The following is an 18,718-nucleotide window of genomic DNA, read 5'->3' on the forward strand; positions in this document are numbered from 1 at the left end:
CAGTTGCTCTCATGCTGTGAGGGCCGCGGCCACCAGGGCGCGGGCTGAGCTCTTCGCCGCCTGCGGTGCGTCCGGGCTGGCGTCGAGCGAGCCGCTGGCGAGGCCGCCGTCCAGGAGCAGGGTCAGCGAGCGGGCCAGTGACTCGGGGTCCGAGGCGCCCGCGGCCTCGGCGAGGCCGCGCACCCAGGCCCGCACGGCGGCCTTGTGTGCCACCGTGCGGTCGTGCACCGCAGTGCCGGGCTGGGACTCGGCGGCGGCGTTGATGAAGGCGCAGCCGCGGTAGCCCGGGCGGCGGCACGCGCTGGCCAACGCGTCGAACATGCCGACGAGCCGCTCGGCCGGCGCGGGTCCGGCGGCCTCGGCTGCGGAGGTGAGCTGCCCCGTCCAGATGACGTCGACCGTGTCGAGGTAGGCCACGACCAGGTCGTCCTTGGCGGGGAAGTGCTTGTAGAAGGTCGCCTTGGCCACCCGGGACTCGGCGATGATCAGGTCGACCCCGACTGCCCGGATCCCCTTGGCGTAGAAGAGGCGGAAGGCGGTGTCCAGGATGCGCTGGCGGGCGGCGCTCGTCCGCTCGGCGGCTGCTGTGGTCATGTCGTCATCCTCGCTCACGCAGCCTCGGAGTCGGTGGACGCGAGTGCAGCCAGCCGCTTCCCGAAGGCGTCGAGGTAGGCCGTGCGGGTGGCGTCGTCGGCCCAGCCGGCGCCCCAGGCGACGAAGGGGTCAAGAGCGTCCATGCCCGTGAAGCGGAACATCCCGTGGTGCACCGAGTGCAGCAGCACGTCGAGCTCGCCGTGGGCTCCGCCCTCGGAGTACGAGGACTCGGGGCCGCCGGTGGTCAGGGCGAGCATGGCCTGCTTGCCGCGCAACGGGCCGGTCTCGAACGTCAGCCCGTTGCCGTACACCCTGCCGAACACGAACACCCGGTCCACCCAGCCCTTGAGGATCGCCGGCAGGCCGAACCACCACAGCGGGGTGAGGAAGACCAGGAGGTCGGCCCGCTCGAGCCGCTCCACCTCGCGCAGCAGGTCCGGAGCGAGGGTGCCCCTGGACGCTGCGTGGGATTGCTCGCGCTGGACGTGCAGCCGGCGCGGGTCCGAGGGCGCCGTGAAGTCGCCCGGCCCGGCCACGGGGTTGAACCCGTCCGCGTAGAGGTCGCTGACCTCCACCGTCCAGCCCGCCCGAGTGAGCTCGTGCTCGGCCCGCTCGCGCAGCGCGGCGGCGAACGACGTCGGCTCCGGGTGGGCGTAGACGAGGAGGGCGGTGCGGGGGGAGGGGATGGTCATGGGCTCCATTGAAACAGACTGGTCTGTCTATCCGCCAGTCGCTTGCAGGTAGACAGGTCTGTCTGTTACGGTTCCCCCACCCGCTGATAGACAAGTCTGTCTGCCGGACGGTCCCCGTTCGTACTTCCAACGCAGGAGAGCAACAGCATGAAGATCGCAGTCCTCGGCACCGGCATGGTCGGCCAGGCCCTCGCAGCCCGCCTGTCCGGCCTCGGCCACGACGTCACCATCGGCACCCGCGACCCGCAGGCGACGTTGGCCCGCACCGAGCCCGACGGCATGGGCAACCCCCCGTTCTCGGCCTGGGCCGCAGACCACGCGGACGTGCACCTCGCCACGTTCGCCGCAGCCGCGGCACCTGCGGAGCTCGTCGTCAACGCGACCGGCGGCTTCGCGGCCTTCCCGGCCCTCGAGCAGGCGGGCGCTGACAACCTCGCCGGCAAGGTGCTCATCGACATCTCGAACCCGCTCGACTTCTCGAACGGCTTCCCTCCCACCCTGTTCGTCAAGGACACCGACTCGCTGGGGGAGCAGATCCAGCGCGCCTTCCCGCAGACCCGCGTCGTGAAGACCCTCAACACCCTCACCGCCAGCCTCATGGTCAACCCCAAGGAGCTCGGCGAGGAGTCCTCCGTCTTCGTGTCGGGCGACGACGCCGCGGCCAAGGCCACGGTCACCGAGCTGCTCCAGAGCTTCGGGCACAGCGACGTCATCGACCTCGGCGACATCAGCACCGCCCGTGGCACCGAGATGCTGCTTCCGGTGTGGCTGCGGCTCATGGGCACGCTGGGCACGGGGATGTTCAACTTCAAGATCGTCCGCTGACGTGGGCGCCATGACCGGCAAGACCGTGCTGGTCACCGGCGGGACCGGTGGGATCGGCCTGGCCACGGCCGCCGGTCTCGCCGGTCTCGGCGCCCGGGTCGGGATCGTGGGGCGCGACGAGGGCAGGGCCCGTGCCGCGGCCGAGCGGATCCGCACGGCCGGAGGTGACGTCGACGTCTTCACCGCCGATGTCTCGTCGCAGCGCGAGGTGCAGCGCCTCGCGGAGCAGGTCCTCGCCGCCTACCCACGCCTGGATGTGCTCGTGAACAACGTCGGCGGTTACTGGGCCACCCGGCACGCGACGGAGGACGGGCTGGAGCGCACCTTCGCGGTCAACCACCTCGCGCCGTTCCTGCTGACCCACCTCCTGCTGGACCGGCTCCGCTCGTCGGCGCCGGCCAGGGTGGTGACCGTCTCCTCGGGCGCCCAGGCCATGGGTCGCATCGACTTCGACGACCTCCAGGGCCAGCGCAGCTACAGCGGTCAGCGGGCCTACAACCAGTCCAAGCTGGCCAACGTGCTGTTCACCTACGAGCTGGCGCGCCGGCTCGAGGGGTCGGGCGTCACGGCGAACGTGCTGCACCCCGGAGTGGTGCGCACCGCCTTCGGCCAGGAGGACTCACGCGGCTGGATGCGGCTCATGCTGCCCGTCGTCCGCCCGTTCATGAAGACTCCCGAGCACGGTGCGGAGACCTCGATCTACCTGGCGTCCTCGCCCGAGGTGGAGGGCGTGTCGGGGCGGTACTTCGCCAACAGCAGGGCCAAGACCTCGTCCCGCGCCTCCTACGACACCGCCGCTGCCCAGCGGCTCTGGGACGTGTCCGCGGGCCTGGTGGGACTTGCGCCGGCCGAACAGGCGAGCTGACCGGGACCTGCCGCGACCTGACCGAGAGGGTGTCGAGAGCTCGCCGGGCACCTGGCGGCGTACGCGAGCGTGGGGTCACCGAGGTCCACCTGATGCCGCGGAGCGGCGACCCGGTCGGCGCCGCGGGCCTCGGCCAGCAGGTCGTGCCGCGTCGGGCCGAGCTCGGCTGAGCGAGCTCGAGGTCGGCCCCTCCCGGGCGACGACCCCGCAATAGGGTGGGGGCCATGAGCCCGGTCTACGACTGCAGCACCGAAGAGGGCCGCCGTGACGGCGTGGCGAAGGCGGTCGAGGCCGTCCGCGCGGGCGAGATCGTCGTCCTGCCGACCGACACCGTCTACGGCGTGGGCGCCGACGCGTTCTCCGCGGAAGCGGTCGCGTCCCTGCTGGCCGCCAAGGGCCGCGGACGCGAGATGCCCCCGCCCGTCCTGGTGCCCAGTGTGCGCACGGTCGACGGCCTCGCCACCGACGTGCCGCCCTGGGCGCGCGACCTGATCCGCGAGTTCTGGCCGGGACCGCTGACCCTGGTCTTCAAGGCGCAGTCGTCGCTGATGTGGGACCTGGGGGAGACCAACGGCACCGTCGCCCTGCGCATGCCGCAGGACGACATCGCCCTCGCGGTGCTGAGCGAGGTCGGGCCGATGGCGGTGACCAGCGCCAACCTCACCGGGCAGCCGGCCGCCACGACGGCGACGGATGCGGCCTCGCAGCTGGGGGCGGCGGTGTCGGTCTACCTCGATGGCGGCCCGACCACCAGCACCGAGGTGTCGACGATCATCGACTGCACGGGGGAGGAGTTCGTCGTGCTGCGGGCCGGGGCGGTCACCGAGGAGCAGCTCCGGGCCGCCCTCGAGCCGAAGGAGCCCGAGCCCACCGAGTCCGAGCCCACCGAGTCCGAGCCCACCGAGCCCGAGACCGATCCGGAGCCCGAACAGCCCGTGGCGGAGACCGCCGACGAGCCCACCGCAGTGCCCGACGAGGCGTCGGACACCCCCGAGACCGAACCGACCCAGGCAATAGAGTTGCCCGCGGATCCCGCCACCAGCAGCACCGACGACACCGACAGCACCCTCCCAGGAGACCCGCATGAGCGCTGACACCTTCTACGGCTCCGACTTCGGCGCCCTCGAGTCGTTCGACCCCGAGATCGCGGGGGTGCTCGTCTCCGAGCTCGACCGCATCCGGAGCGGACTCCAGCTCATCGCCTCGGAGAACATGTCCAGCCCCGAGGTGCTGACCGCCCTGGGCTCGACGTTGTCCAACAAGTACGCCGAGGGCTACCCGGGCCGTCGCTACTACGGCGGCTGCTCGGAGGTCGACAAGGCCGAGACGCTGGCGATCGAGCGGTGCAAGGCGCTCTTCGACGCCGACCACGCCAACGTCCAGCCGCACTCGGGCGCCAGCGCCAACCAGGCCGTCTACGGCGCGTTCATGCAGCCGGGCGAGACGATCCTGGCGATGGCCCTGCCGATGGGTGGCCACCTCACGCACGGCACCAAGGTCTCGTTCTCCGGCAAGTGGTTCAACGCCGTGCACTACGGCGTCGACAAGCAGACCGAGAACATCGACTACGCCGAGGTCGAGCGGCTCGCCAAGGAGCACCGCCCGAAGGTGATCCTCGCCGGAGGGTCGGCCATCCCGCGGCTCATCGACTTCGAGTTCTTCCGCAAGCTGGCCGACGAGGTCGGGGCGATCTTCTGGGTCGACGCCGCGCACTTCATCGGCCTCGTCGCCGGCAAGGCGATCCCCAGCCCGGTGCCCTACGCCGACGTCGTCACCTTCACGACGCACAAGGTGCTGCGTGGTCCCCGCTCCGGGGCGCTGGTCTGCAAGGAAGAGCACGCCGCCAAGCTCGACAAGGCGGTCTTCCCGATGATGCAGGGCGGCCCGCAGATGCACACCATCGCGGCCAAGGCGGTGAACTTCAAGGAGTGCGCCACCGCTGACTACCAGGCCTACGCAAAGCGCGTCGTCGAGAACGCCGCGGTGCTGGCAACCGCGTTGGGCGAGAAGGGCATTCGCCCCACCACCGGCGGCACCGACACCCACCTCTCGCTCCACGACCTCCAGGGCGTCGGCGTCACCGGCGCCGACGCCGAGGCGCGGTCCGACGCGGCCGGCATCGTCCTCAACAAGAACGCCATCCCCTTCGACCCGCAGAAGCCGAACATCGCCAGCGGCATCCGGGTGGGCACCCCCTGCGTCACCACCCAGGGCATGGGCACCGACGAGATGCGCGAGGTCGCCGAGCTCATCGCCACGGCGGTCATCCGCGGTGACGCCGACCCCGACCACGCCGTCTCCAAGGAGGTCCGCGCGGGGGTCACGGACCTCGTGACCCGCTTCCCGGCATACCCTCGGGGCTGAGTCCCCACCCACCCGAGAGGCGCCCTGAGTGCGCGAGTACCTCCTCGTCCTGATGGTCGCCGCGGTGATCACGTATGCCGCGACGCCGCTGATGCGTGCCGTCGCCGTGCGCACCGGCGCGTTCACCCCCGTCCGCGACCGCGACGTGCACTCGACACCGATCCCGCGGCTCGGGGGAGTGGCGATCTACCTCGGCTTCGCGGCGTCCATGATCGCGGCGAGCCACCTGCCCTTCCTGGGCCAGGTGTTCCGGCTGGGACCGGAGCTGCAGGGGGTGCTCGTCGGGGGCGGCATCGTCTGCCTGATCGGCGCGATCGACGACATCCGGGAGATGGACTGGCTGACCAAGATGGGCGGCCAGATGATCGCGGCCGGGATCATGGCGTTCAGCGGCGTGCTGCTCTACCAGCTGCCGATCGGCGGCGTGACCGTGCTGCCGCAGCCGATCATGGTGGGGCTCACCGTCTTCGCCGTGGTGCTGTTCACCAACGCGGTCAACTTCATCGACGGCCTCGACGGTCTCGCGGCGGGAGTCGTGGTGATCGCGGGCACGGCGTTCTTCATCTACAGCTACGGCATCTCGCGCACCTTCGACCCACCGAACGTCTTCTCGTCGGCGACCCTCATCTCGGCCGCGCTGATCGGCTGCTGCGTGGGGTTCCTGCCGCACAACTACCACCCGGCCAGGCTCTTCATGGGTGACTCCGGGGCCCTGCTGCTGGGCCTCCTGCTCGCCGCCGCGACGATCTCGACGACCGGCAACGTGACTCCCGCGCAGGTCAGCACCAACCCCGTCGCCGCGACCCTGCTCCCACTCGTCGTGCCGGCCGCGATCATCCTGCTCCCGCTGGTCGACATCCTGCTGGCGGTCGTCCGGCGCACGGCCCGCGGGGAGCGCCCCTGGCACCCCGACAAGCAGCACCTGCACCACCGGATGCTCCAGCTCGGCCACGGCCACCGGCGGGCCGTGCTGCTCCTGTGGCTGTGGGCGGCGGTCGCCGCCCTCGGCTCGGTGAGCTTCATCTTCGTCGACGACGCACGGGTCGCCGGGGCCGGTGTGCTGGCCGCCGTCGTGGTGATCGGCGTGCTCACCCTGTGGTTGCCGCGCTGGTCGATCCCGGGCCACCGGCCGCGCTCGCACTGAACCGGTCGCACTGAACCGGTCGCACTGAACCGGTCGCACTGAACCGGTCGCACTGAACCGGTCGCACTGAACCGGTCGCACTGAACCGGTCGCCCGGCGCCGGTCGCACCGCCGGCCGGCTCAGGCGTCGGGGAGGTCCAGCCGCGCCCGGAGACCGGCGCGCACGGCCGGCCACTCGTCGCGCAGCACGCTGAACACCACGGTGTCGCGGAAGCTGCCGTCGGCCCGGCGGGTGTGCCGGCGCAGGACGCCCTCGCGGGTCGCGCCGAGCTTGGCGATCGCGGCCTGTGAGCGCTCGTTGACCGCGTCGGTCTGGATCTTGACCCGCCCGAAGCCGCACTCGAAGGCGTGACCCAGCAGCAGCAGCTTGCACTCGGGGTTGACCTGGGTGCCCCACCAACGCGAGCCGTACATCGTCCAGCCGAGGTGGATCCGCTCGTTCCCGAGGTCGACGTCGCCGAGCGACGAGGTGCCCACGACGGTGCCTGCCTCGCCGAGGCCGCCCTCGCCGGTGAGGCGGACCGTGTATGCCGTCCGACCCCTCGCGCCGGCCGCGATGTTGTCCTCGGTGTCGGCCCGCGTGGCCGCGAGGTCCGCCGGGGGCGGACGCATGACGAAGCCCTGGGTGTAGACGCCCGGGTCGGTGTAGACCGCGTGCAGCCCCGGGGCGTCCTCCATCGTCATGACGTCGAGCCGGACGAACCGGCCCCTGAGGGGGGCGCCGGTCGGGGGAGTGGCTGGCATGGCCGAAGGCTACCGGGGCCCGGAGCCGCCCGAGCTCGGCTCGGGTGAGGCTCTGTCGGGACCCGGGTGGCAGCCTCCGGACCCCCGGGTGGCAGCCTCCGGACCCCCTGGTGGCAGCGTCCGGAGCGCTTGTGATACCTTTCACAAGCACCCCAAGGTGGGTGCAGACCACCCCTTTCGCCAGGCACCGCAGCCCCGACGAATCAGGCAGGCCAGACCGTGAGCACAACTCCGCACACCGACCGCGACCCGTTCGCGGTGATGCTGCGTGGAGCCTTCCTCCCCACCGTTGCGGTGGGTCCGGTCGCCGTGGTCGTCGCCGCCGTCGTGGGAGGCGGAAAGGCCGCCCTGGGTGCCGCGCTCGGCTTCGTGATCGCGCTGACCTTCTTCGCCCTCGGCCTGGTCGTCATGCGCAAGCTGGGGAGCGCCGCCGACCCGCTGCGCTTCCTCGCCAGCGCCCTGGCCGTCTTCATGGGCCAGATGATCTTCCTGCTCGTCGTGATCATCGCGCTGCAGGACGCGACCTGGCTCGACGGCACCGCGTTCGGCATCGCCGTCCTGGCCGTCGCCCTCGTGTGGCAGGTGTTCCAGGTGATCGCCTTCGTCCGCTCCCGCCGGCTCGTTTTCGACGCGCCGGACGATTCGGGGCAGGATGGGGGCTCGGCCACATGACCACAGGAGCTCACCGTGACCACACCGCCCTCGCGACCGTCGCCGGACCCTCGGCAGACGCCGTTGGAGAAGGCCGACTCGGGTCATCAGCGGCTCGACGAGGCCAGGATGTGGAACGTCGTGTCCTACCTCATCACCGGGCCGTCGATGTTCGGCGCGCTGGGCTGGGGACTCGACCACTGGCTGGGCACGACCTGGCTCGTCGCCGTGGGGATCGTGGGCGGGATGGTGCTGTCGCTGTACCTCGTGTGGTTCCGGTACGGTACGCAATGACTTCCGCAGGTCAGCTCCCCCCTCTGTATGCCGGGCCCCCGCCTCTCGGCGCTGCCCCCGTTGGCCCGTGGACTGTTCCGAACGCAAAGCTCGAGGAGAACCTGTGAGTCTGAACGTGCTGGGTGCCATCAGCCTGGCTGCCGAGGGCGGCGAAGGTGAGGGCTTCCACGCCCCCACGCCGGCCGAGTTCTACCAGCCGCTGATCGGTCACGGTGACTTCGCGATCACGCGCCCGATGGTCGTCCTGGCCATCTCCGTGGCCCTGATCTCCTGGTTCCTCGTCGCCACCACCAAACGTGCCGCGGTCGTCCCCGGCAAGGGTCAGTGGGTCACCGAGAACGCCTACAACTTCGTGCGCAACGGCGTGGCCCGCGACATCATCGGCAGCCACGACTTCCTCAAGTTCGTGCCCCTGCTCTTCAGCATGTTCATGCTGATCCTGGTCAACAACCTGTTCGGCATCATCCCGCCGATCCAGTACCCGACGATGAGCCGCATCGGCTTCCCGATCGCGTTGACCCTCTTGGTGTTCGTGATCTACCACGCAGTCGGCATCCGGAAGAACGGCGCCTGGGGACACATCAAGCACATGATCCCGCCGGGCCTGCCCAAGGGCATCTACGTGCTGATCATCCCGCTCGAGCTGCTGACCTACTTCGTCACCCGGCCGCTCACGCTCGCGCTGCGACTCTTCGGCAACATGTTCGCCGGACACATGCTCCTGCTGCTGTTCATCACCGGTGGCGAGTACATGCTGATCCACGGCGGGCTGGGCCTGAAGGTCGCCGGTGTCGGCTCCTTCGGCATGGCCTTCGTGCTGACCGCCTTCGAGGGGCTGATCGAGTTCCTGCAGGCCTACATCTTCACGCTGCTCGCAGCGACCTACATCGCCGGCTCGCTCGCCGACGAGCACTGAGACGTCCGGGCCGACCGCACGTCGGCCCGGTGCAGGACCGCCCGACCCACAACTGAATACGCCACACGAACTCCCGCTCGGCGAGGTGCCGACGGACCTGATAACCGAAAGAGGACCTCTGACATGACTGGCAACATCGCCATCCTCGGCTACGGCCTGTCTGCGATCGGCCCCGGTGTGGGCATCGGCCTGATCTTCGCCGCCTACATCAACGGTGTCGCCCGCCAGCCCGAGGCGCGCGGCGTCCTCCAGGGCATCGCCATCCTGGGCTTCGCCCTCGCCGAGGCGCTGGCCATCTTCGGTCTGGTGCTCGCGTTCGTCTTCAAGTAAGCCGAACCACCCAGCCCAACGCCCCCTGGCACCACAGCACTAGGAGAACCCGTGCAGCACTTCACCGGCATCACGCAGGTGGTTGTCGCGGCCGCCGCCGAGGACAAGACCGGCGAGCGCCTGCCGATCCTGCCCCTCTGGGGTGAGCTGATCTTCGGCGTCATCGCCTTCGCGATCCTCTACTGGGTCGTGGCCACGAAGGTCGTGCCCAACCTCGAGAAGGCGTACGCCGAGCGGACCGCCGCGATCGAGGGCGGAATGCAGCAGGCCGAGGAGGCCCAGCAGCAGGCCCAGGCGGCCCTGGAGCAGTACCAGGCCCAGCTGACCGAGGCCCGTGCCGAGGCAGCCCGGATCCGCGAGGAGGCTCGCGAGCAGGGTGCGGCCATCGTCGTGGAGATGCGCGGCCACGCGCAGGCCGAGGCGGCGCGGATCACCGAGGCGGCGCACAAGCAGATCGAGGCCGAGCGCCAGCAGGCAGTCGTCTCGCTCCGCTCGGAGGTGGGTCGTCTGTCGACCGACCTGGCCAGCCGCATCGTGGGTGAGTCGCTGCACGAGGAGACTCGTCAGAAGGGCATCGTCGACCGCTTCCTCGCCGAGCTCGAGGCTGGGGAGATCCAGCCCGAGAAGGTCGGGGAGGACGCCTGATGCGTGGGTCCTCGCGCGCGGCCGCCATCGCCGGAGCCAAGGCGCTCGACGCCGCGCTCGCCGGTGGGGTCGACCGTCGGGTGCTCGGTGACGAGCTGCTGGCCGTCGTCGGCGTCATCGACGGCTCGGCCACCCTGCGCCGGGCCCTGGCCGACCCGTCCCGCGAGGGCACGGAGAAGCAGGCCCTCGCCGAGCGACTGCTCGACGGCAAGGTCTCGGCCGAGGCGATCGTCGTGGTCAAGAACCTCGTCGGTCAGCGCTGGGCCACCGAGCGCGACCTCTCCGACACCCTGGAGGACCTGGCGGTCACCGCCATCCTCGCGGGTGCCGAGCAGGCCAACCGGATCGACCGGGTCGAGGACGAGCTGTTCCGGTTCGACCGGATCGTCGCCGGCAACCCCGACCTGCGCGACCGGCTGACCAACCGCCAGGGCGACGTCGACGCGAAGGCCGGTGTCGTGAGCGAGCTGCTGGAGGGCAAGGCGGCCGAGGAGACGGTGCGACTGGCCCGCCAGGCCGTGCTGGCCCCCCGCGGTCGCAAGCTCGACCGCACCCTCGAGCGCTACCTCGGGCTCGCGGCGCAGCGCCGCGAGCAGGTCACGGCGGTCGTCACGGCCGCCACCGACCTCACCCCGCAGCAGCGTGAACGGCTCGCCACGGCCCTGCAGGGTATCTACGGCAAGCCCGTCCTGCTCCAGGTCGTCATCGAGGAGCAGGTCCTCGGCGGCATCCGGGTCCAGGTGGGCGACGAGGTCGTCGACGGCACGGTGCTGCGGCGCCTCGACGAGGCCCGCCGGCACCTCGCCGGCTGACCACCCCCCACCGCACCACGCGGCATACGCACCACCCGAGCCTCACCACACGAGCCTCACCGCACGAGCCCCACCACAACTGAAGACGCAGGACCACACCACAGACTTCGGTTCGACTCATCGGGCCGGTTATCGAGGAGAAGAGATCAGATGACGGAGCTTTCGATCCGTCCGGAGGAGATCCGGGACGCGCTGGACAACTTCGTTCAGTCCTACGAGCCCGGCACGGCCTCCCGCGAAGAGGTCGGCCGCGTCAGCGACGCCGGAGACGGCATCGCCCACGTCGAGGGCCTGCCCTCGTGCATGACCAACGAGCTGCTCGAGTTCGAGGACGGCACGTTGGGCCTCGCGCTCAACCTCGACGTCCACGAGATCGGCGTCGTCATCCTCGGTGACTTCTCCAAGATCGAGGAGGGGCAGGAGGTCAAGCGCACCGGAGAGGTCCTCTCGGTCCCCGTCGGCGACGCGTTCCTCGGCCGCGTGGTCAACCCGCTCGGCCAGCCGATCGACGGCCTCGGGGAGATCGACACGACCGAGCGCCGCGCCCTCGAGCTGCAGGCCCCCACGGTGGTCCAGCGCAAGTCGGTGCACGAGCCGCTGCAGACCGGCCTCAAGGCCGTCGACGCCATGACCCCCATCGGTCGCGGCCAGCGCCAGCTCATCATCGGTGACCGCCAGACCGGCAAGACCACGGTCGCGGTCGACACGATCATCAACCAGAAGCAGAACTGGGAGTCGGGTGACCCGGAGAAGCAGGTTCGCTGCATCTACGTCGCCATGGGTCAGAAGGGCTCCACCATCGCTGCCGTCCGCGGCACCCTGGAGGAGGCCGGCGCGCTCGAGTACACGACCATCGTCGCGGCTCCCGCGTCCGACTCGGCCGGCTTCAAGTACCTCGCGCCCTACACCGGTTCGGCCATCGGCCAGCACTGGATGTACCAGGGCAAGCACGTCCTCATCGTGTTCGACGACCTGTCGAAGCAGGCCGAGGCCTACCGCGCCGTGTCGCTGCTGCTGCGTCGCCCGCCGGGCCGCGAGGCCTACCCCGGTGACGTGTTCTACCTGCACTCCCGCCTGCTGGAGCGTTGCGCCAAGCTCTCCGACGACCTCGGCGCCGGCTCGATGACCGGTCTGCCGATCATCGAGACCAAGGCCGGTGACGTCTCGGCGTACATCCCGACCAACGTCATCTCCATCACCGACGGTCAGATCTACCTCCAGGCCGACCTGTTCAACGCCAACGTGCGTCCCGCGATCGACGTGGGTGTCTCCGTCTCCCGAGTCGGTGGCGCCGCGCAGATCAAGGCCATGAAGGAGGTCTCCGGTCGTCTGAAGCTCGACCTCGCGCAGTTCCGCGCGATGGAGGCCTTCGCGATGTTCGCCTCCGACCTCGACCCGGCCTCGCGGGCCCAGCTCGCCAAGGGTGCTCGCCTCGTCGAGCTGCTCAAGCAGAAGCAGGCCGCGCCGTTCCCGGTCGAGGAGCAGGTCGTCTCGATCTGGACCGGCACCACGGGCCAGCTCGACTCCGTCGCCGTCGAGGACGTCTCCCGCTTCGAGACCGAGTTCCTCGACTACCTGCGCCGCGAGAAGAAGGGCCTGCTCGACGCGATCCGCGAGTCCAAGAAGTTCGAGGACGAGACGCGCTCGGGCCTCGAGGAGGCCGTGGGCAAGTTCAAGGAGCAGTTCCAGGCGTCCGGCGCCGAGACCACCCCCGTGGGCCACGAAGCCGACCCGGGTGCCCTCGAGCACGACGTCGAGCAGGAGAAGATCGTCAAGCAGAAGCGCTGACCGGTATGCCGGGTGCCCACCACGGTGGGCGCCCGGCACCCCAGCGAACGTGCCGGGACCACCCGGCACCCCCGAGAACGCAGTACCCCACGACACGAACGAGAGAGGCGGCAACATATGGGAGCGCAGATGCGGGTCTACCGCCAGCGCATCCGGTCCGTCCAGGCGACCAAGAAGATCACGCGCGCCATGGAGCTCATCGCAGCCTCCCGCGTGGTCAAGGCACAGCAGCGGGTGCGGGAGTCCTCGCCCTACGCACGTGCCCTGACCCGCGCCGTCTCGGCGGTCGCGACCTTCTCCAACGTCGACCACCCGCTGACGACCGAGCACGACGACGTCCGTCGCGCCGCGGTCCTCGTGGTGACCTCCGACCGTGGGCTCGCAGGGGCCTACAGCTCCTCCGTGCTCAAGGAGAGCGAGCGCCTGATCGGCGACCTGCGCGCCGACGGCAAGGAGGTCGTCCCCTTCCTCGTCGGTCGCAAGGCGGTGGGGTTCTACAAGTTCCGCAAGCGCGAGTACGCGGACGAGTGGACCGGGTTCACCGACCAGCCGACCTTCGACGTCGCCCGCGAGATCGGCGAGGCGCTGGTCGCGGCCTTCAACCGCGACTACTCCGAGGGTGGGGTCGACGAGGTCCACATCGTCTTCACGCGGTTCGTGAACATGGTGAACCAGGAGCCCGACGTCATCCGCATGCTGCCGCTCGAGGTCGTCGAGGGCGAGGAGGCTCCGGCCGAGGACGACGTCCTGCCGCTCTACGAGTTCGAGCCGAGCGCCGAGTTCGTGCTCGACGCGCTGCTGCCCAAGTACGTGACGGCGCGCATCTACAACTGCCTCCTGCAGGCCGCCGCGTCCGAGCTGGCGTCACGCCAGCGGGCCATGAAGTCGGCGACGGACAACGCCGAAGAGCTCATCAAGAAGTACACCCGGCTGGCCAACCAGGCACGCCAGGCCGAGATCACCCAAGAGATCAGCGAGATCGTGGGCGGCTCCGACGCCCTCGCCGACGCCAGTTGAGAAGGTAGAGAGAAACCAATGACTGCCACTGTCACTGAAGAGACCAAGGCCGCCACCCCCGGTGGCATCGGCCGCATCTCCCGCATCATCGGCCCGGTCGTCGACGTCGAGTTCCCCGCGGACGCGATGCCGGAGCAGTACAACCTGCTGACCACCCAGGTCGAGCTCGCGGGCGAGAAGAAGAACCTCAACCTCGAGGTCGCCCAGCACATCGGCGACAACATGGTCCGGGCCATCTCGCTGCAGCCCACCGACGGCCTCGTCCGCGGCACCAAGGTGCAGGACACCGGTGGCCCGATCACCGTGCCCGTCGGCGACGTCACGCTCGGCAAGGTCTTCAACACCACCGGTGACGTCATGAACCTCGCCGAGGGTGAGAAGTTCGAGGTCAACGAGCGCTGGGGCATCCACCGCAAGGCTCCGGCCTTCGACCAGCTCGAGTCCAAGACCCAGATGTTCGAGACCGGCATCAAGGTCATCGACCTGCTGACCCCCTACGTCCAGGGTGGCAAGATCGGCCTGTTCGGGGGCGCCGGTGTGGGCAAGACGGTGCTCATCCAGGAGATGATCGCCCGTGTCGCCCGCGACCACGGTGGTGTGTCGGTGTTCGCCGGTGTCGGTGAGCGCACCCGTGAGGGCAACGACCTCATGGTCGAGATGGAGGAGGCCGGGGTCCTCGGCCAGACCGCCCTGGTCTTCGGCCAGATGGACGAGCCGCCGGGCACGCGTCTTCGCGTCGCGCTCTCCGCGCTGACGATGGCGGAGTACTTCCGTGACGTGCAGAAGCAGGACGTGCTGCTCTTCATCGACAACATCTTCCGCTTCACCCAGGCCGGTTCCGAGGTCTCCACCCTCCTCGGTCGCATGCCGTCCGCCGTGGGTTACCAGCCCACCCTCGCCGACGAGATGGGTGTGCTCCAGGAGCGCATCACCTCCACGCGTGGTCACTCGATCACCTCCATGCAGGCGATCTACGTGCCGGCTGACGACTACACCGACCCGGCCCCGGCCACCACGTTCGCGCACCTCGACGCGACCACCGAGCTCTCGCGTGAGATCGCCTCGCTGGGTATCTACCCGGCCGTGGACCCGCTCACGTCGACCTCGCGCATCCTCGACCGTCGCTACATCGCCGAGGACCACTACAACACCGCGGTGCGCGTCAAGCAGATCCTCCAGCGCAACAAGGAGCTGCAGGACATCATCGCCATCCTCGGCATCGACGAGCTCTCCGAAGAGGACAAGATCCTCGTCAACCGGGCCCGTCGCATCCAGCGCTTCCTGTCGCAGAACACCTACGTCGCCAAGCAGTTCACCGGCATCGAGGGTTCGACGGTCCCGCTGGTCGACAGCATCGAGGCGTTCACCAAGATCGCCGACGGCGAGTACGACCACGTGCCCGAGCAGGCGTTCTTCATGTGCGGTGGCCTCGACGACGTCGAGCGCCAGGCCGCCGAGATCGAGAAGAACCTCTGAGCCGGCGCACCACCGCGTGACCCGTGGGGCCGGCCGGACACGGCTGGCCCCACGGCATACCACCGGCCCGCAGGGCACCACCCCGCAGGCCGATAGACTGCAAGCACCGCACCACTGGAGGACACCGTGAGCACCCTGCAGGTTGAACTCGTCGCAGCCGACCGCAAGGTCTGGGAGGGCGAGGCCGACATGGTCGTCGCGCGCACCGTCGACGGCGAGCTGGGCATCCTGCCCGGGCACACGCCGCTGCTCGGGGTCCTCGTCGAGGGTGAGGTCAGGATCAAGTCGGGGGAGGGCTCACAGAGCGCCACCATCGACAGCGGCTTCCTGTCCGTCGACCGCGACAAGGTGATCATCGTCGCCGAGGCCGTGGACGCCTCACAGTTCACGGCCTGACCCGCCGGTCCACTCGAAAGGGGTGAGCATGACGCCCGTCGTCTCCGCGGAGATCGTCGCCGGCGCGCTCATCCTGCTTGCGGTCCTGGCGCTGACGTACATCTTCGTGCGCCGGCGCCTGCTCGCCTCCGGGGCCCCGCTCATGCTGTGCGCCCTCCAGCCCCACGGCCGGTCCCAGTACCGCCTGGGGCTGCTGCGGTTCTCGGGCAGCGCGCTGGAGTGGTTCACCCTGATCGGGCCCTCGCCCCGCCCGGCCCGCACGTGGGAGCGACCCCGCCTCGAGCTGGGCCCGCCCGGGCTGCCGCCGGCGGCGATCGCCGGTCTGCCCGAGGCGGTCACGGTCGACTGCCACTACGGCAGCGACTCCTTCTCGCTCGCCCTGGCGCCGTCCGCCTACACGGCGATGCGCAGCTGGCTGGAGAGCTCGCCCCCCGGCTTCAACGTCAACGTCGCCTAGCCCGCTGCTCCGCCCGGCCGGCCATCACGCGCCGGCGGTCCCTCGGCGCGACCGCCCCCGGGCTGCCAGAGGACGTCGCCACCGATCGGCAGGTTCGCCACGCGGGCCAGCACGAACAGCAGGTCCGAGAGCCGGTTGAGGTACTTCGCCGTGAGCGGGTTGACGCCACCCTCGCCCTTGGCGGAGCCGGGCTGGTCGCCGTAGGTCTCGATGGCCGACCAGGCCTGCCGCTCGGCGCGGCGGACCACAGTCGTGGCCACGTGGAGATGGGCCGACCCGACGGTCCCGCCGGGCAGGATGAACGACCGCAGCTTCTCCACCCGCTCGAGGTAGCGGTCGCAGTCGGCCTCGAGCTCGTCGATCCAGGCCGCCTCGACCCGCAGCGGGGGGTACTCGTAGCTCTCCTGCAGTGGGGTGCACAGGTCTGCGCCGACGTCGAACAGGTCGTTCTGCACGCGCAGCAGGGTGGTCCGCAGGTCCTGCGGCAGGTCACCCGCCGCCAGCGCCACCCCGATGGCGGCGTTGGCCTCGTTCACGTCGGCGTAGGCGAGCAGCCGGACGTCGGTCTTGCTGGTGCGGCTCATGTCCCCGAGGTGGGTCCGGCCGTCGTCACCCGTGCGGGTGTAGATGCGCGTGAGGTTGACCATGCCACGAGGGTATGCCGCGGGGTGTCGGGGCGGGGCGCCGGTGGGGCAGGGGTACGGCCAAGGTGGGTCAGGGGATGGGTCAGGGGATGGGTCAGGGGATGGGTCAGGGGATGGGTCAGGGGGTGGCCAGGGGTTCGGTCAGGGGTTCGGTCAGAGGCTCCGGGCCCTCGATAGGGTGGTGCGGTGGCTGAACGTTTCCGGGTCGTCGGTGGGACCGCGCTGCACGGTGAGGTCGCCGTGTGGGGCGCCAAGAACAGTGCCCTGAAGCTGATGGCGGCGGCCCTGCTCGCGGTCGGACGCACCCGGCTGACCAACGTGCCGGCCATCCTCGACGTGACGATCATGGCCGAGCTGCTGCGTCGGCTCGGCTGCACCGTCGACTACGACGCCCCGAGCGGGGTCGTGGAGATCGACGTGCCGGAGCAGATCGGTCATCGGGCCGACTACGACCTGGTGCGGGCGTTGCGCGCCTCCACTGCGGTGCTCGGTCCGCTCGTCGCGCGCTGCGGCGCCGCCGACGTGGCCGTGCCCGGCGGCGACGCCATCGGCTCCCGGGGCCTCGACCTGCACGCCGCGGGGCTGGAGGCCCTGGGTGCACGCGTGCACGTCACCCACGGGTTCCTCGTCGCCGAGGCACCGAACGGGCTGGACGGCGCCGAGATCCGACTCGACTTCCCGAGCGTCGGGGCGACCGAGAACGTCCTGACCGCCGCGGTGCTGGCCCGGGGCAGCACGCGGCTGGAGAACGCCGCCCGCGAGCCCGAGATCGTCGACCTGGCGGAGATGCTCGTCTCGATGGGGGCGCGGATCAGCGGCGCGGGCTCGTCCGGGGTGGAGATCGAGGGCGTCGACCGCCTGCACCCCACCCAGCACGCCGTGGTCCCCGACCGCATCGCCGCCGGCACCTGGGCCTTCGCCGCAGCCGCCACCCGGGGTGACGTCGAGGTGGTGGGAGCCCGCCCGGAGCACCTGACCAGCGTGCTCGAGCTGGTGCGGGCCAGCGGTGCCACTGTGACGACGACCGATCGTGGCTTCCGGGTCGACTCGGGTGGTCGGCGTCCTCTGGCCTTCGACGTGGCGACGCTGCCCTACCCGGGTTTCCCCACCGACCTGCAGCCGTTCACGCTCGCCTGCAACGCCGTGGCCGACGGTTCGGCGATGATCACCGAGAACCTCTTCGAGGCGCGCTTCCGGACGGTCCAGGAGCTGAACCGGCTCGGTGCGGAGACGCGGATCGACGGTCACCACGTGATGGTCCACGGCGTCGAGAAGCTCTCCGGCGCCCCGGTGGAGGCGAGTGACATCCGGGCCGGTGCGGCCCTGGTGATCGCGGGGCTGGTGGCCGACGGGATCACCACGGTCAGCGGGGCCCAGCACATCGACCGCGGCTACGCGGGGTTCGCCGAGAGCCTGCAGGGACTGGGTGCGGACGTGACCCGCGAGCCCGACGACGCCCCGTTCCTCTGACCGGCTGCACTGCTCCGCCGACCGCACGGCGCGGCCGGCCACCAACACCTGCCCGGACCTTTATCAGATCTTGATCTGGACGCCGACAACCGAAACCCCCGCAGCGCGCGTCCTTGTGAGTGAATGTCTGTCACGGACGAGGGGGTTCGCATGTCGATCAGCACCATCGGGGCTCTGCCCGTGAACGTGCTTGCCACGCACACCGGGCAAGAGGTCGCGATCATCGGCCGGATCGATGTGCACACCGTGCCCGACGTGCGCCTGCTCCTCCACGAGATCATCGACACCGGGTGTGGTGACGTGCACATGCGACTCGCCGGGGCCGAGATCGGCGACGCCACCGGACTCGGCGTCCTCGTCGAGGCCTACAACCGGGCCCGTCGGGCCGGGCGCCGGCTGGCCGTCATCGACATGACCGAGCGCACCGGGCGGCTGTTGCGTGCGTCACGCCTCGACCGCGCGCTGGTGCTCCGCGAGGCCGTCGACCCGTCGACTGTGGCGGCTGTCACCGCCTGAACGCCTGCCTGACCCGGCTCCCGCGCAGGTACCTTCGGCGCTATGGCCGAGCTCCCCGACGTCCAGGCGACCGACGTC

22 protein-coding genes are annotated in these 18,718 nt (G+C 70.3%); 18 read left to right on the forward strand and 4 right to left on the reverse strand.

The features are described from left to right. Positions 1-9 precede the first annotated feature (9 nt). Positions 10-594 (reverse strand): TetR/AcrR family transcriptional regulator, encoded by a 585-nt coding sequence (locus ABD262_RS02765; RefSeq protein WP_344130790.1) that lies wholly within the window; start codon positions 592-594, stop codon positions 10-12. 14 nt (positions 595-608) lie between these two features. After that, positions 609-1,286 carry an NAD(P)H-dependent oxidoreductase gene (locus ABD262_RS02770; RefSeq protein ID WP_344130794.1) on the reverse strand — a complete coding sequence of 226 codons (678 nt, stop codon included), beginning with the start codon at positions 1,284-1,286 and terminating at the stop codon, positions 609-611. Between the two features lie 147 nt (positions 1,287-1,433). Between ABD262_RS02770 and ABD262_RS02775 the strand changes: the two genes are divergently transcribed. The 5 genes from ABD262_RS02775 (at position 1,434) to ABD262_RS02795 (ending at position 6,484) form a co-directional block, all read left to right on the forward strand. After that, complete coding sequence (locus ABD262_RS02775) at positions 1,434-2,111, forward strand: NADPH-dependent F420 reductase (protein WP_344130797.1); 678 nt, start codon at positions 1,434-1,436, stop codon at positions 2,109-2,111. Positions 2,112-2,121: 10 nt separating this feature from the next. Next, positions 2,122-2,976 (forward strand): SDR family oxidoreductase, encoded by an 855-nt coding sequence (locus ABD262_RS02780; RefSeq protein ID WP_344130800.1) that lies wholly within the window; start codon positions 2,122-2,124, stop codon positions 2,974-2,976. A gap of 224 nt (positions 2,977-3,200) precedes the next feature. After that, a complete protein-coding gene (locus ABD262_RS02785) occupies positions 3,201-4,070 on the forward strand; it encodes an L-threonylcarbamoyladenylate synthase (RefSeq protein WP_344130803.1) in 870 nt (289 codons plus the stop codon). Then, positions 4,060-5,340 (forward strand): serine hydroxymethyltransferase, encoded by a 1,281-nt coding sequence (locus ABD262_RS02790; RefSeq protein WP_344130806.1) that lies wholly within the window; start codon positions 4,060-4,062, stop codon positions 5,338-5,340. Before ABD262_RS02785 ends, ABD262_RS02790 begins: the two co-directional genes overlap by 11 nt. 28 nt (positions 5,341-5,368) lie before the next feature. Then, a complete protein-coding gene (locus tag ABD262_RS02795; RefSeq protein WP_344130808.1) occupies positions 5,369-6,484 on the forward strand; it encodes an MraY family glycosyltransferase in 1,116 nt (371 codons plus the stop codon). 120 nt (positions 6,485-6,604) lie between these two features. On the opposite strand, the gene ABD262_RS02800 is transcribed toward ABD262_RS02795, so the two are convergent. Continuing rightward, positions 6,605-7,228, reverse strand: coding sequence for a GNAT family N-acetyltransferase (locus ABD262_RS02800; RefSeq protein ID WP_344130812.1), 624 nt, complete (start codon positions 7,226-7,228; stop codon positions 6,605-6,607). Positions 7,229-7,447: 219 nt separating this feature from the next. Here ABD262_RS02800 and ABD262_RS02805 point away from each other — a divergent pair, with 219 nt between their 5' ends. From ABD262_RS02805 to ABD262_RS02855, 11 genes are all read left to right on the forward strand, one after another. Further along, positions 7,448-7,900, forward strand: coding sequence for a Cg1360 family ATP-synthase-associated protein (locus ABD262_RS02805; RefSeq protein ID WP_344130815.1), 453 nt, complete (start codon positions 7,448-7,450; stop codon positions 7,898-7,900). Positions 7,901-7,915: 15 nt separating this feature from the next. Then, a complete protein-coding gene (locus ABD262_RS02810) occupies positions 7,916-8,173 on the forward strand; it encodes an AtpZ/AtpI family protein (RefSeq protein ID WP_344130818.1) in 258 nt (85 codons plus the stop codon). Positions 8,174-8,276: 103 nt separating this feature from the next. Then, complete coding sequence (gene atpB, locus ABD262_RS02815) at positions 8,277-9,089, forward strand: F0F1 ATP synthase subunit A (RefSeq protein WP_344130821.1); 813 nt, start codon at positions 8,277-8,279, stop codon at positions 9,087-9,089. Between the two features lie 123 nt (positions 9,090-9,212). Beyond that, positions 9,213-9,419, forward strand: coding sequence for an ATP synthase F0 subunit C (atpE, locus tag ABD262_RS02820; RefSeq protein ID WP_056883533.1), 207 nt, complete (start codon positions 9,213-9,215; stop codon positions 9,417-9,419). A gap of 69 nt (positions 9,420-9,488) precedes the next feature. Further along, positions 9,489-10,064: a F0F1 ATP synthase subunit B gene (locus ABD262_RS02825; protein ID WP_425564827.1), complete on the forward strand. Its 576-nt coding sequence runs from the start codon at positions 9,489-9,491 to the stop codon at positions 10,062-10,064. Further along, positions 10,064-10,876, forward strand: coding sequence for a F0F1 ATP synthase subunit delta (locus ABD262_RS02830; RefSeq protein WP_344130828.1), 813 nt, complete (start codon positions 10,064-10,066; stop codon positions 10,874-10,876). The genes ABD262_RS02825 and ABD262_RS02830 overlap by 1 nt, the downstream gene beginning before the upstream one ends. A gap of 150 nt (positions 10,877-11,026) precedes the next feature. Continuing rightward, a complete protein-coding gene (gene atpA, locus ABD262_RS02835; protein WP_344130831.1) occupies positions 11,027-12,664 on the forward strand; it encodes a F0F1 ATP synthase subunit alpha in 1,638 nt (545 codons plus the stop codon). Between the two features lie 117 nt (positions 12,665-12,781). Then, positions 12,782-13,681: a F0F1 ATP synthase subunit gamma gene (locus ABD262_RS02840; RefSeq protein ID WP_344130834.1), complete on the forward strand. Its 900-nt coding sequence runs from the start codon at positions 12,782-12,784 to the stop codon at positions 13,679-13,681. Between the two features lie 18 nt (positions 13,682-13,699). After that, positions 13,700-15,157 (forward strand): F0F1 ATP synthase subunit beta, encoded by a 1,458-nt coding sequence (atpD, locus tag ABD262_RS02845; RefSeq protein WP_344130837.1) that lies wholly within the window; start codon positions 13,700-13,702, stop codon positions 15,155-15,157. Between the two features lie 126 nt (positions 15,158-15,283). After that, the gene (locus ABD262_RS02850) at positions 15,284-15,553 is read left to right on the forward strand and encodes a F0F1 ATP synthase subunit epsilon (RefSeq protein WP_344130840.1); all 270 of its coding nucleotides are present in this window, start codon (positions 15,284-15,286) and stop codon (positions 15,551-15,553) included. A gap of 28 nt (positions 15,554-15,581) precedes the next feature. Further along, positions 15,582-16,010, forward strand: coding sequence for a DUF2550 family protein (locus ABD262_RS02855; protein ID WP_344130843.1), 429 nt, complete (start codon positions 15,582-15,584; stop codon positions 16,008-16,010). Here ABD262_RS02855 and ABD262_RS02860 read toward each other — a convergent pair. Further along, entirely contained in the window at positions 16,007-16,657 is a 651-nt protein-coding gene (locus ABD262_RS02860) for a cob(I)yrinic acid a,c-diamide adenosyltransferase (RefSeq protein ID WP_344130846.1), read from the reverse strand. The two genes, ABD262_RS02855 and ABD262_RS02860, sit on opposite strands and share 4 nt — an antisense overlap. A gap of 183 nt (positions 16,658-16,840) precedes the next feature. On the opposite strand from ABD262_RS02860, the gene murA reads away from it, so the two are divergent. Together murA and ABD262_RS02870 are read left to right on the forward strand one after the other, a co-directional pair. Then, a complete protein-coding gene (murA, locus tag ABD262_RS02865; RefSeq protein WP_344130849.1) occupies positions 16,841-18,124 on the forward strand; it encodes a UDP-N-acetylglucosamine 1-carboxyvinyltransferase in 1,284 nt (427 codons plus the stop codon). A 150-nt stretch (positions 18,125-18,274) separates the two neighbouring features. Continuing rightward, positions 18,275-18,640, forward strand: coding sequence for an STAS domain-containing protein (locus ABD262_RS02870; RefSeq protein WP_344130852.1), 366 nt, complete (start codon positions 18,275-18,277; stop codon positions 18,638-18,640). The last annotated feature ends 78 nt before the right edge of the window (positions 18,641-18,718 follow it).

This window comes from Pedococcus bigeumensis (genome assembly GCF_039531795.1).
GTDB classification, from domain to species: domain Bacteria; phylum Actinomycetota; class Actinomycetes; order Actinomycetales; family Dermatophilaceae; genus Pedococcus; species Pedococcus bigeumensis.